The sequence below is a fragment of the Vibrio sp. SCSIO 43097 genome, assembly GCF_023650755.1.
In the GTDB taxonomy this organism is placed as follows: domain Bacteria; phylum Pseudomonadota; class Gammaproteobacteria; order Enterobacterales; family Vibrionaceae; genus Vibrio; species Vibrio alginolyticus.
This window is the reverse complement of record NZ_CP071841.1, coordinates 1,299,132-1,311,685: the sequence shown is the minus strand read 5'-3', so window position 1 is coordinate 1,311,685 and position 12,554 is coordinate 1,299,132. Positions and strand designations below refer to the sequence as shown.

The 12,554-nt window shown below is 43.7% G+C and carries 14 protein-coding genes; 5 read left to right on the top strand and 9 right to left on the bottom strand.

What is annotated here, in order from left to right:
• Positions 1-13 precede the first annotated feature (13 nt).
• The gene (locus J4N40_RS22325) at positions 14-808 is read right to left on the bottom strand and encodes a DUF4344 domain-containing metallopeptidase (RefSeq protein WP_250654520.1); all 795 of its coding nucleotides are present in this window, start codon (positions 806-808) and stop codon (positions 14-16) included.
• Between the two features lie 862 nt (positions 809-1,670).
• On the opposite strand from J4N40_RS22325, the gene gltS (J4N40_RS22320) reads away from it, so the two are divergent.
• Entirely contained in the window at positions 1,671-2,906 is a 1,236-nt protein-coding gene (gene gltS, locus J4N40_RS22320) for a sodium/glutamate symporter (protein WP_005392050.1), read from the top strand.
• Between the two features lie 100 nt (positions 2,907-3,006).
• On the opposite strand, the gene J4N40_RS22315 is transcribed toward gltS (J4N40_RS22320), so the two are convergent.
• Genes J4N40_RS22315 through J4N40_RS22305 form a run of 3 tightly spaced genes read right to left on the bottom strand, consistent with a single transcriptional unit; the run spans position 3,007 to position 5,062 of the window.
• Positions 3,007-3,837, bottom strand: coding sequence for a hypothetical protein (locus tag J4N40_RS22315; protein ID WP_054576512.1), 831 nt, complete (start codon positions 3,835-3,837; stop codon positions 3,007-3,009).
• Complete coding sequence (locus J4N40_RS22310) at positions 3,837-4,694, bottom strand: ABC transporter ATP-binding protein (RefSeq protein WP_149191669.1); 858 nt, start codon at positions 4,692-4,694, stop codon at positions 3,837-3,839. Before J4N40_RS22310 ends, J4N40_RS22315 begins: the two co-directional genes overlap by 1 nt.
• Positions 4,691-5,062 carry a GntR family transcriptional regulator gene (locus J4N40_RS22305; RefSeq protein ID WP_005374444.1) on the bottom strand — a complete coding sequence of 124 codons (372 nt, stop codon included), beginning with the start codon at positions 5,060-5,062 and terminating at the stop codon, positions 4,691-4,693. Before J4N40_RS22305 ends, J4N40_RS22310 begins: the two co-directional genes overlap by 4 nt.
• A gap of 413 nt (positions 5,063-5,475) precedes the next feature.
• Here J4N40_RS22305 and gltS (J4N40_RS22300) point away from each other — a divergent pair, with 413 nt between their 5' ends.
• Both gltS (J4N40_RS22300) and J4N40_RS22295 read left to right on the top strand, forming a co-directional pair.
• Positions 5,476-6,702 carry a sodium/glutamate symporter gene (gltS, locus tag J4N40_RS22300; RefSeq protein WP_005374443.1) on the top strand — a complete coding sequence of 409 codons (1,227 nt, stop codon included), beginning with the start codon at positions 5,476-5,478 and terminating at the stop codon, positions 6,700-6,702.
• 154 nt (positions 6,703-6,856) lie between these two features.
• Positions 6,857-7,723, top strand: coding sequence for a hypothetical protein (locus tag J4N40_RS22295; protein WP_005374442.1), 867 nt, complete (start codon positions 6,857-6,859; stop codon positions 7,721-7,723).
• Positions 7,724-7,813: 90 nt separating this feature from the next.
• On the opposite strand, the gene nagB is transcribed toward J4N40_RS22295, so the two are convergent.
• Positions 7,814-8,614: a glucosamine-6-phosphate deaminase gene (gene nagB / locus J4N40_RS22290; protein WP_005374441.1), complete on the bottom strand. Its 801-nt coding sequence runs from the start codon at positions 8,612-8,614 to the stop codon at positions 7,814-7,816.
• A gap of 374 nt (positions 8,615-8,988) precedes the next feature.
• Between nagB and J4N40_RS22285 the strand changes: the two genes are divergently transcribed.
• Positions 8,989-9,240: a DUF3081 domain-containing protein gene (locus J4N40_RS22285; protein ID WP_005374440.1), complete on the top strand. Its 252-nt coding sequence runs from the start codon at positions 8,989-8,991 to the stop codon at positions 9,238-9,240.
• Positions 9,241-9,391: 151 nt separating this feature from the next.
• Here the strand turns inward: J4N40_RS22285 and J4N40_RS22280 are convergent, their stop codons facing one another.
• On the bottom strand, positions 9,392-9,745 hold the full coding sequence (locus J4N40_RS22280; protein ID WP_005374439.1) for a MaoP family protein: 354 nt from the start codon (positions 9,743-9,745) through the stop codon (positions 9,392-9,394).
• A 149-nt stretch (positions 9,746-9,894) separates the two neighbouring features.
• On the opposite strand from J4N40_RS22280, the gene J4N40_RS22275 reads away from it, so the two are divergent.
• Positions 9,895-10,788: a LysR family transcriptional regulator gene (locus J4N40_RS22275; protein WP_005374436.1), complete on the top strand. Its 894-nt coding sequence runs from the start codon at positions 9,895-9,897 to the stop codon at positions 10,786-10,788.
• An 81-nt stretch (positions 10,789-10,869) separates the two neighbouring features.
• Here J4N40_RS22275 and J4N40_RS22270 read toward each other — a convergent pair whose 3' ends face one another.
• The 3 genes from J4N40_RS22270 to J4N40_RS22260 form a co-directional block, all read right to left on the bottom strand.
• Positions 10,870-11,565: a pirin family protein gene (locus tag J4N40_RS22270; protein WP_005383228.1), complete on the bottom strand. Its 696-nt coding sequence runs from the start codon at positions 11,563-11,565 to the stop codon at positions 10,870-10,872.
• A gap of 9 nt (positions 11,566-11,574) precedes the next feature.
• Entirely contained in the window at positions 11,575-12,018 is a 444-nt protein-coding gene (locus J4N40_RS22265; protein ID WP_042522325.1) for a DoxX family protein, read from the bottom strand.
• A 325-nt stretch (positions 12,019-12,343) separates the two neighbouring features.
• A complete protein-coding gene (locus tag J4N40_RS22260) occupies positions 12,344-12,547 on the bottom strand; it encodes a hypothetical protein (protein WP_017633816.1) in 204 nt (67 codons plus the stop codon).
• Positions 12,548-12,554: the final 7 nt, after the last annotated feature.

Here is a 12,554-nt window from a genome sequence, read left to right as displayed (position 1 = left end):
TGTTTGAGATTTTCTAATCGCTTTTACGTGGCGAATTTTCTTTTGGTTCATTGTTTTGCAAGTAATGCAGCCAATTGTCGCGAATGTTGCCGTAATTGAATTGGCAGAACTCTTTGCGATCACGCAGGTAGTCTTTTTCTACTTCATCGAGTAAGGCTTTGTATTGCTCAGGATCACTACCGTACACCAGACATAACGTTGAAAAGTAACGCTGCAAATCAAAGCTGTGTTCGTCAATGTACTCGCCAAAATCGTAGTAGTCCGGTCTGTCGTCGGATTCGAATGCGAACATGTCGGCGGCGCTAATGGCCATATCTGCGCCATCTTCTAGGAAGTCAATCATTAAAATAGTGGCAAAATTATCGACCGCATCTTCTTCTTTTCCGAGAACAGGGATGCTTTGATCTTCGATGTAAGCATGTCCAGCTTCATGAAGTAAAGTGTGCAATAACGTATCTAGCGACCCTGTTTTTGGGGATTTTCCGAAGCGTTCTTCATACTGATTATTGGAGAAGTAATTGAGCGACTCCAAATAAAAAGTGTAAGGAACGTATATTGTGTGTGTATCAGGGTCATACATTGGACCATCTTCTCCGCCGTAAACCAGCGTGAGAGCTTTATCAAATGGAAAGTAGGCCTGAGATAGCTCAGCAAAGATGGTGTTTACATCGCTGCTTTGAATCGATTGTTGGGCGATTTTTTCATGAGTTGTCTCTACGGGAGAATATTGAATACGAATGTTTTCAGCTGCTGTAGCTGATGAGACGACGCTGAGTAATAGCGCAGCGCAAAGCGAATGAATGTTCATGTGGGACTCTTGTTATTGAATAACTTGTATAAAAAATTATACATGTTTTTGCCTGATGCATAGTTGGGGTTGTACTCATTAGCCAAAGTCGGGACGTCGGTCTCGAAAAGCAATCATGATAACATCGCATATTTCGGCTGCTTGGTTGTCTAGGGCGTTTATCAAGACCTCTTGGATAAGAACGGCGGTGAAGTTATTAGCTATGCATCGTATTCTAAGAAGCTTACTGAGTAACTGTGCTTCGATCTTTATCTGTAAAAATGATAATAGGCAGTTAATCATTGCAAGGTTTAACCATGGGGTTGGTGAATGTCACTGAATTGAAGAAAATTATCAGCGATATGTTATAATCCTGCTCCGTTGTAACGAAAACGTTTGTTGCAGCCTGAGAGTTTCCTTGGATTCGGCTCGTTTATACACCATGAGCCAGAGTTGAAAAGCTACGACAGGAACAGGCAAACCCAATTGTTTTGAACGCGCTCTCGGCGTTTAGCGGTTACAACGGGAAGGAACTTTGTTTGATAGTAATTGACACATTCTGTTTAAGTAAGGGAGCCCGAAGTGGTTCAGAAAGTGTCACCCAGAATTTACTCACAACACGACACCCCAAGCGATAACGCACAGGTATTGCGAGGGGCCATTTGAAGGAGCTGTATCAGCTCCTTTCACATTTAAGGGCTTGCTAACAGCGTAAAAACTGACACATCGCTTAAGGAGCGCCCCTTAAACTAGCCTAAGGCGCATCTACACCAACTTTTTGAGTATTTTCGAAACAATAAAGCGAGAAAATTTGCTATTGAACGAAGGTTAAACTAACACTCATTCATTACGGAGAATGAAGAGAACAATAATAAGAGGCGATATGAATCATTTAATATCTGTAGGTGCACTGGAGTCCTTCTTGGTCGCAATCAGTGTGCTTTTCCTGGGGCATTTTATTAATGCTAAGCTACCGATTTTAAAGAAATTCAACATACCTGAGCCGATTGTAGGTGGTCTTATTGTGGCCTGCATGATTACTGCTCTTCATTTCAACGGCATCGACTTAGAGTTCGACTTGCCATTACAAAATACGTTTATGTTAATGTTTTTTGCGACGGTTGGTTTGGCCGCAAATTACACTCAGTTGATGAAAGGAGGTGCGAAGGTTTTTATCTTCTTAGCTGTCGCATCGTTTTACATCATCATACAAAACGGCGTTGGCGTTTCACTCGCGGCGGCGCTCGGTTTAGATCCTTTGATGGGGTTAATTGCTGGCTCGATTACTCTGTCAGGTGGTCATGGTACAGGTGCTGCGTGGTCACAAACCTTTCAAGACGTGTATGGATTGGATAACGTCTTAGAAATTGCAATGGCATCAGCGACTTTTGGTTTGATCATCGGCGGTATCATTGGTAGCCCTGTAGCGCAGCGCCTCGTAGAAAAAAACAGCATTGAATCGGAGTATGGTCGTGGTGGTCGAGATGCCAAAACTCACGAAAAATTCCCTGAGTTGGTGACCTACAACGAATATGAAGAAGATAAAGTAACGGCGAAAAAAGTGGTTGAGAAACTCTTCTTCCTACTGATCTGTGTTACTGGGGCGAAGTATGTTGAGCAATGGGTTAGCACGTATGAAATCTCATGGTTGATGATTCCAGACTTTGTATATGCGCTGTTCATTGGTGTGATCATCACGAACTTCTTGGAGGTGACCAAGCTTCGTAAGTTAGATGCAGAAACCGTCGATATGCTCGGTACCGTTTCTTTGTCATTGTTCTTGGCGATGGCATTAATGAGCTTGAAGTTATGGAATATCTTTGACTTAGCGATTCCATTCTTGGTCATTTTAGCTGTGCAGTCTGTGGTCTTAGCTATCTTCACTTACTACGTTACGTTCAAAGTGATGGGAAGCAACTATGACGCTGCGGTTATTGCGGGTGGTCACTGTGGTTTTGGCTTGGGGGCAACCCCAACAGCCGTGATGAACATGGGCTCTATCGTTAACCGATTTGGCCCGTCGCCGCAGGCATTTATGGTGGTGCCAATTGTGGGGGCTTTCTTTATCGACATCGTCAACTTAATTATCTTGCAAGGCTACATTTCATTCCTTGGTTAAAGTTAAGTGGATGAGCTCCTAGAGGCGAAATAAAAACGGTCACAACACTGGTTGTGACCGTTTTTTTATGACTTGGTTTGGTCGTTTATTGAACGAAAAATTATTGGATAGTTCGGCTGAACTTGAGGCTAGCTGTCCAACCAAGAATACCAATGAAGGCGTAAATGCCGACGTTTAACCAACCCGCTTGAGGAATGGCATTGAATGGGTTTGGTGTAATAATGGCGTGCAGCGGAAGGTAAAGCACTTCGGAGAAAAACTGATCTAGTCCGTAGAAACCAAAAAGTGCGATAGGCATCCAACGCAGCGCATAAATGGCGATAAACAAAATGACCAGTGGTGAGTTCACTTTTTGTGAAATAGCCATCGCAGTTAATGCCAGCGGTAACAGCAGAATACCGGCGAACAACATTCTGATTAAAAACTCTCCCCAATGCAGCAGCACGTAACCTAACGAGGCTTGGCGGTACAATAAAGCCAATTGGTGATCAGTAGAGATGTTCAGCAACCACAACATTAAATTTGCAGCGAGTACGAGCACCGAGCAGACGAGCGGAATCACCAATAAGCCAAATCCTAGCTTCACTAAATGGGTTTTTATGTCACTGACAGGCATACTGCGCCAAAACATAATGCTGCCTTCCGCCCGTTCTTTGCGTAGCGTTCTTGGGAAGTACTGAACGGCTAACAAGATAGACAGCAGCCCTGCTCCTCCGGTAATCAACATATTGACATCATCACCAAGCTCTTTGTGAATGTCACTGACATCGCCACCAAAGCTCATTTGGAAAAACATATTGTGTTGTAGAGTGTCGTTACTCATCAAACTCACAAAGAGAATAACTCCACACGCCAACACAAACAGTGGAATACGTAAAACAAGAGGGTTTTCTAACCACTCTTTTTGCAACATCGCGACAACTGAACGCATTACTCTGCCTCCTTCTGCAATGCTAAAAATAGATCCGCTAACTTCACCCCATGGATGGAACCCATTGTTTCTGCTTGTTGGGCATACTGGGCTTTGAGTAACCATTTCGTTGAACCGAGGCCTTTTTGTGACGAGAGTGGGTTCATCGCTTCAATTTGTGTGCGGTGCTCGTCGTTGGCTTCAAGAATGAAATAGTCTTCACTGATACTGTCCATCGAGGTTTGCAGAACGGGGCGACCATGCTTAAGAATCAGAACATCTGTCAGCAAGTGCTCAATCTCTGATACTTCATGACTGGCGATGATCAACACGCGCTCGCCGTCGTGAAACCATTCCAATAAGTGACGATAAAACGTCTCGCGATACACGAGATCTAACCCGAGTGTCGGTTCATCCAATATGAGGATTTGGGTGTTGGTCGCGATCACAATCGCGAGGTGTAATTGCACCTTCATCCCTTTGGATAAAGATTTGATACGCGCACGAGGTTTGATGTCCGTTTGACGAAGTAGCGTATCTGCTTGGGCGCGATTGAACCCTGGGTGCACGCCCTCGGTATAGTTAAGCAGTTGAGCAACGGTCATCCAATCTGGCAGAACGTTGACATCCGAGATGTAGGATAAGCTCTGCATTATCTTGTCGCGTTGCATAATGGGTTCAAATCCGTTGATACGAATAGTGCCCTGATATTCATGTGCACCGAGTAGGGCATTAATAAGCGTTGATTTACCTGCGCCATTATGGCCGAGTAAGCCAAGTACTTGTCCTGCATGTAGGTCGAAACTCACTTCATGCAGTGCTTCTCCTTGTTGCTGATATTGCTTGGAGACGTTGTTTACACTGACTAATGCGCTCATTGGTCACCTTTCAAGTGTGGTTTTAGTTGTTGAATGAATTCGTCGAGTGACATATCCAGACGCTGTATTGTGTCGGCTATCTGCGGAATTTGTTGCTGAAGAAAACGTGCCTTCTCGTCTGCGAGTAATTTGAGCTTTGCTCCTGAAGCGACAAACATACCTTGACCGCGTTTTTTCTCCACTAGCCCGTCATCAACAAGCAATTGATAGCCTTTCATAACGGTGAGGTGGTTAATTTTCATATCTGCAGAGATGCTACGGACGGAGGGCAGAGCATCGCCTTCTTGCCAGACACCTTGCAGTATTTGCTGCGTGATCTGGTCTGCCAACTGTCGAAATATCGGTTGGCGATCATGCCAATTAGTCATGAGTGAATCTCTTGGTTGAGATGGTGTTATATATATGTATAACACCTAGTGCATTAGAGAGAAAGTAATAATTTAAAACCTAGTGTATCCGCCTGTCTCATTCGCTCTAAATATCCACCTATGTGGTCGTTGTTTTGAGGTTTTGTTTTATATGGAAATTAATTGCTTCTCATAAGTTGAGAAGTGTTGTTTTTCTCTTCCCATCAATACACTTATCGCCTGTTCTAAATGAATATTCTCACTGAATGATAATTAGCATAATTTTAGCTCTGCCTATTTCTTACTTGATGAGAATCAATGGTCAAAGAGGCCTAGAAAACAAAAGTTTCGAGAGGCAATCTGACTGGCTTAGGCACCTATCTCACGTTGAGCGCGTGCTCAATGAATGAGAAAGAGTAGAGTAAAGAGGTCTCATGAATCAGGTAATATCTATCGGCCCACAGGAGTCGTTCCTTGTCGCAATTTGCGTGTTGTTTTTAGGGCAGTTCATCAATACCAAGTTACCAACCTTAAAAAAATTTAATATTCCAGAGCCAATTGTTGGTGGTCTAGTGGTCGCTTGCGTAATCACGACGATGCACTTAAACGGTGTGGATGTATCCTTTGATTTACCACTGCAAAACGTTTTTATGCTGATGTTTTTTGCAACCGTTGGCTTAGCGGCAAATTACACCCAACTGATTAAAGGCGGTGCGAAGGTTTTCATCTTCCTAGTTGTGGCATCGGTCTACATTCTTATCCAAAATGCGGTCGGTGTGTCCTTAGCAACAGCGTTGGGGTTAGATCCACTCATGGGGTTGATCGCCGGATCCATTACGCTTTCTGGCGGACATGGAACTGGAGCTGCGTGGTCCCAAACTTTTCAAGAAATGTATGGTTTGCATAATGTTCTAGAGGTGGCAATGGCTTCTGCTACATTTGGCTTGGTGATGGGCGGGATTATTGGCAGCCCTGTTGCACAAAAGCTACTAAACAAACACAACTTGGAATCGGAATACGGACGCACCAATCAAAGTCATCAGAGTTTCCCTGAACTGGTGACGTACAACGAACATGAGGAAGATCGCGTCACAGCGAAAAGAGTCGTTGAAAGCTTGTCCATCATTCTACTTTGCGTGACAGGCGCGAAGTATCTGGAGAGTTGGGTAAGCAGTTTTGACATCAAGTGGTTAATGATTCCCGATTTTGTGTATGCGCTGTTTATTGGTGTTGTTATCACTAACATCATGGAAGTGACGAAGGCGCGCAAGGTTGATTTAGAAACCGTTGATATTCTTGGCACGGTTGCACTATCTCTATTTCTTGCCATGGCCTTGATGAGTTTGAAATTGTGGAATATTTTCGATCTTGCGATCCCATTCCTTATTATTCTTGCTATTCAGTCGGCAGTGTTGGCGATGTTCACTTACTACGTAACATTCCGCATGATGGGAGGCAACTACGATGCGGCGGTGATCGCTAGCGGACACTGCGGTTTTGGGTTAGGTGCTACACCGACTGCAGTCATGAATATGGGCTCCATCGTGAGTCGATATGGTCCATCACCACAAGCATTTATGGTGGTTCCAATTGTCGGTGCATTCTTCATCGACATTGTGAATTTAGTGATTTTGCAAGGATGCATCGCTTTTATTCGATAACATTCGCTTTTTTACCGAAATAACAAAGCCAGCACCTATACGCTGGCTTTGCTATTTGTAACACGAAATCTTGTTTGCCTGACTTCAAGCCGTGAAATCAATGCGTTACTATGACGACATAGTGTTCAATTTTGCAGCAGCATGAGGTACCCACATGTCTGAAAAAATATCGACGTCGGCATTAGCGAAAATGCGCAAGGTAGAAGCTAAGCTGCTGTTTGCCGATCTCAAACGTGCAGGCTACATCGTTCGCCAAGATGAAAAGTGGATTTTGACCGAAGAAGGGGCAAAGTTTGGCGGTGAGTATGTGGATCACCCTAAATTTGGCCAGTTCATCGTCTGGCCGACCAACTTACATATTGAGCTGACTCCCAGCTCAGGGAAAACATTGAGCGCGACACAACTGGGTGAAAAGCTGAAATTGAATGCGAAGCGCATGAACCAGCTTTTGAGTGAACTGGGTTGGTTGACCAAATCCGAAGAGGGATGGAGTGTCACAGAAGCTGGTGTGCGCGCTGGTGGGCAGCAAAGAACCGATAAAGAAACACAAAATACCTTTGTCGTATGGCACGATGTGGTGCTGCGTAACAAGCGTCTTAAGCAGTCTGTCATTGAGTTTTTAGGGCAAGACGCGGAGTCACATTCTACGGATAAATCGTACTCAAGCTTTCGCCAAAAATTTGAAGCCAAGCACCGAACATTAGATGGGCATTACGTGCGCTCTAAGGGGGAGTTGCTCATCGACAACTGGCTGTACTTGGCTGGTGTTGTGCACGCTTATGAGCGTCAGTTGCCGATTGACCAAGATGTCACTAGCGATTTTTACTTGCCAGGTGGCAAAGTCTATTTGCAATTTTGGGGAAGTGACGATGGGGAGATGGCTCAGGCCGACCGTGAGACCATTCGTACTGTTTATGAGCAGCATCATTTCAATCTTATCGAAGTCGAACCGAGTGAACTAGACAAGTTGGATGAAGTGCTTCCTAAGCGTCTTCGTCAGTTTGGTATTAAAGCTTATTGACGACTTAAGCCCGCTGTTCAGATAAGAAAAAACCCGTGTTCAACACGGGTTTTGTATTTTTAGTGTGTTTCTAGGCTGCCATCCTATGGGTTAAAAGCCTTTGATGTTTTCTGCTTCTAGCTCAGAGAAGTACTTCACTGTCTTCACTTTCAGTTCTTGTTGAGCTGGTTCGTCGCATACGATCACCGCTTTAGGGTGAAGTTGAAGAGCAGAAACTGTCCATAGGTGGTTTACACAACCTTCCACGGCTGCTTCAAGTGCCTGAGCTTTGTTATGGCCAGTGACCAAGATCATCACTTCTTCTGAGTCTAGAAGCGTACCAACACCGATAGTCAGCGCGTATTTAGGCACTTGGTTGATATCGCCGTCAAAGAAGCGAGAGTTCGCAATGCGAGTGTCTTCAGTGAGGGTCTTGATGCGAGTACGAGAAGAAAGAGATGACGCTGGCTCGTTGAACGCGATGTGACCGTCGTTACCCACGCCGCCCATGAACAGGTTGATCTTGCCGTAAGACTTAATTTTGTCTTCGTAACGCTTACATTCTGCGTCGTGATCGTCTGTGTTACCGTTCAGTAGGTTGATATTTTCTTCTTGAATATCAATGTGATTAAAGAAGTTGTTGTACATGAATGAGCGGTAAGATTCTGGGTGATCCGCAGGGATGCCAATGTACTCATCCATGTTAAAAGTCACGACGTTTTTGAAGCTGACTTCGCCGGCTTGGTAAAGCTCGATTAGGGCTTTGTAGGTTGCTAGAGGAGTGCCACCAGTTGGTAGACCCAGAACGAATGGACGCTCAGCAGTAGGTTTAAAGTCGTTGATACGCTTAGCGATATGCGCAGCTGCCCACTTACCTACTTGTGCTGCTCGAGTTAACGGGATAAGTCTCATTTTGTGCCCCTAGTTATTGGAATTGACGATGTACTGAAACATTAATTCGCATTATAAAATAAGTAATGGCGAACTGCTATTGTTTTAGGTCAAAATTTTGCTTTTTCTTTAACCAATGTTGGTTTTGTCGACGATTTTTATATCTAAATGCTTTTATAAGACGATTTTTTACAAAGAAATTGCATTATGAAACTGACGAATCAATAGATAAAATTTATGATCTAAATTAAGTTCTGCCTTCGCACTTAACCTTGTTTTTTAACAACCTACAGAGTGCGAAATCGCACACGAACTTCAAATATTATGGGTTAGATATGGCATGGCGCTCATTCTTTAACCATAATTGAAATGTGTAAACCAGTGAGGAATTCGGTATGAAAAATGAGTTAGATCCGAGCAAAGTACTACAGGCTTACGAATGTGTGATGAACAACGGTACGCCAACCGAATTTGGTAAAATGTATGAAGGTGTAGAAGCGTTTTCTGACTACGATGGGTACAACGTTTTCTTGAGAGGGAATGGTGTTGAGCTAAAAATTGGCTTCCACAACACCTATCACTTGGAATATGACCAAGAGCATTTGAAAGAGAGCTTTCTGAAAAAGATTGCGACGCTCGCCAAGTAAACGGTCATCACCCAAATATTAAAAAAGCCCTTGGGAGAATGCCCCCTTGGGCTTTAGGAGAAGAAATGAGCTTGTCTTGCTCGCTCAGTAAAGTCAAACGAGCTTTCGCCTACTGCTAGAAAAAGGCGAGAACTAGGTAGGTTATTGGTTATTAATCGTCTTCAACCAAACTCTCTTCAATGTATTCTTCTGTGGCGTCAGGCTTGTTACGACCATTTAGCGTATGGAAGCGCTTGCGACCACGAGCAAGTTGGGTGTACTTTAGCCACGTACGCTCAAGTTTTGTTTTTGCTTTGCCCGGGTTTTCTAACACCTTGATGAAGTGTTTCTCTTCGCTGTTTTCAGGTGTTAATTCGCCTGACTCTAAGCCAAGCATTGTATCCCCATAAATTGTTAGGATTTCCTCTTCTGAAAGAGTAAAATCGCCAGACTTTGCAAAGCCGCGTGGGAATTTTACGTTATCGTAAAAACGTTTTTTGCCATGACGGAATTCAGTGTCAGACATGTCAACAGCCTCTGTAACCGTTATTGATGAATGTAGTGAACTTACGGCGAAAATTAGGCTTAAATCTAACAAAAGAAAAACAAAACTTTTTTGTCGTCATGATTTTAATTAGTTGTTAATCTGGTTTTATATTAACCAGGAGATGGTTTATGGATGTAAAAGTCTTTCGAACATTTTTAGAGCTGGCAAGAGTTCGTCACTTCGGACGTGCTGCTGAGAACCTTTATATTACCCAAGCCGCTGTGAGCGCACGTATCAAACAATTGGAAAGTTACTTCGATACGCAATTGTTTATTCGTGATCGAAATAACATAAAGTTGACCTCTGCAGGTGAGCGCTTAATCAGCTATGCCGAGGTAATGGTCACTACATTGCAACAAGCGAAGCTAGAATTATCGCTTGAAGATGGCAAAGCGCTGCAACTAACGTTAGGTGGCACGCCAAACATTTGGGACGCTTATTTACAGAATTGTTTAAGTGTCGTCACAGATTCGTTTGGTGGTTATGGCTTCATGGCAGAAGTGATGGGACGTGAGATGCTCAGTCGTAGCTTGCTAGAGCGCACGTTAGATATGGCATTTGCGTTCGATCAGATCAAAGCTGATGAGCTTAACTGTAAAAAAGTGGCAGATGTTGTTCTCGTTCTGGTATCAACTGAGAAAGATTCTTTAGACACCGTTTTCGAAAACAAATATGTGTACGTTGACTGGGGGACGCGTTTCTCCTCGGAGCATTCTGAGCGTCACCCTAAGATTCCGGCTCCATATTTACGCACTTCAACAGCGCGTATCGCATTGGACTTTATTTTAGAGAAGGGTGGAGCCGCGTACTTACCAATCTCTCTCGTGGAGCCATTTATCGCTAATGGGCAGCTTCACAAGGTGTCTGGAGTAGAAGATTGGTGTCGCCCTATCTATTTGAGCTATCGTAAAGCTAGCTCGTCTGTAGACGCGATTAAGCAAGTGGAAGAAATTGTCAAAGAGATCGATCCACTGACCGCTTACAGTTTTCAGCAAATTGGTTCTGGCACTTCCGACGAATAGCGTTGAATGAAAAGTCAGAAAAACGAAAAAGCCGCCTTGAGAAATCAAGGCGGCTTTGTTTTTATCTCGATGAATCGATAGTTATGGTAAGTCAAACAACAGGGCTGTTGTGCTTTCGTTTGATGTATTGCGCAAAACAACCTTACTCTGGTGTTCAATCTTCGCGCCGTCGCCAGCCGTCAAAGTGGTATTGTCGACACTAAGGCTCCCAGTCACTTGATGGATGAATAGATTTCGGCCCGACTCAATCTCAAAGTTTAGTTCGCTACTTGGCTCAAGAATTAACTGATGCAAAGTCGCATCTTGCTTAATAAGTAGCGTGCCGTTTTCTCCAGTTGGAGTTGCGATAGTCGTTAACCCAGGATTGCGACCAAAATCTTTTTGCTGATAACCTGGTTTGGTTCCAAATGTGTTTGGTTGAATCCAAATCTGTAGAAACCGCAGCGTATCTTGGTTCGACGCATTGTACTCACTGTGGTAAATCCCTTTCCCTGCCGACATGAGTTGGAATTCACCTGCAGGTAGTGTTTTGACGTTACCTTCACTGTCTTTGTGTGCGATAACACCTTCCAACACATAGCTGATGATCTCCATATCACGGTGGCCATGTGTATCAAAACCCGCGCCAGGCTTGACTACATCGTCATTAATGACTCTCAGCTCAGAAAAGCCCATATGTTGAGGATCGTAGTAGCTACCAAAAGAAAACGTATGTTTGCTATCAAGCCAGCCAAAGTTTGCTCGACCTCGGTCTGCTGCATGTCTTACCGTAATCATAAGGCCTCCTTAAGAGAGCTTTTTGTTTAAGAAGTTATCTAACGCTGCTTTACCTGCGCCAGAGAACGCCAGAGAAACGCTCGCTGCCAGTAATGCCAAGCCAAACTCGTAACCGTTGTTTGCCATGAACAGGCCATTTTCAAAGTGGACAGAGAATATCGCTACCACCATCGTGAACGCCAAAGCAATCGCTGCTGGTCGAGTTAGCAGACCAAGTAAAATGAACAAGCCGCCAAAGAACTCTGCGCTGCCCGCAAGTAACGCCATGAGCAAGCCAGGACCTAAACCGATAGATGCCATCCACTGACCTGTGCCTTCTAGCCCGTAGCCACCAAACCAGCCAAATAGTTTTTGTGCGCCGTGCGCCATAAAGATAATGCCGATTGGAACGCGAAGTGATAGTGCGCTGTAACCTGCGTTTGATGTGGTAATTTTCTGTAATAGTGCTTTCATGATTCTGTCCTCTGACTCTTTTCAATGAGTGGGATGCGTGTGCTCCCGTGCTGTTGAGAACAGTTTAGGTAGAGGCGAACATAAAAATAACGGGAGGATTTTGATAAACTCATTCTAAAAAATTGAATAAGTGGTTTTTATTATTTTAAATCAATGTCTTGTAAAGTTTTTTTGGGTTTATATTTGCCTATTATGTTCTTTTTAAAATCAAGGTCTGTCATTATTTTCGATAAACATTTTTGCTGTTAAACAAAAAAAGAGCACATGTACTGTGCTCTATTGCTTTCGCTTTTAACAAGGGAGAAAGGTGTGTTAAAGAAAACCGTCAGAGGTTCATTAAGCTCTCTAATGACTCCTCTACATTATTGTAGTGATAAGTTCGAATATTACGTCCATCCGTCGCATTAATCTGAATTTCTGAGATCTCGTTATCTGAGTCTCGTTCGATAATTCCAATAGAATGATCTACGGATTTACTGGTAATAACCTTTTGGTTTCTTAATACAATTACGCAAGTATGTAAGTCCATGCCAATT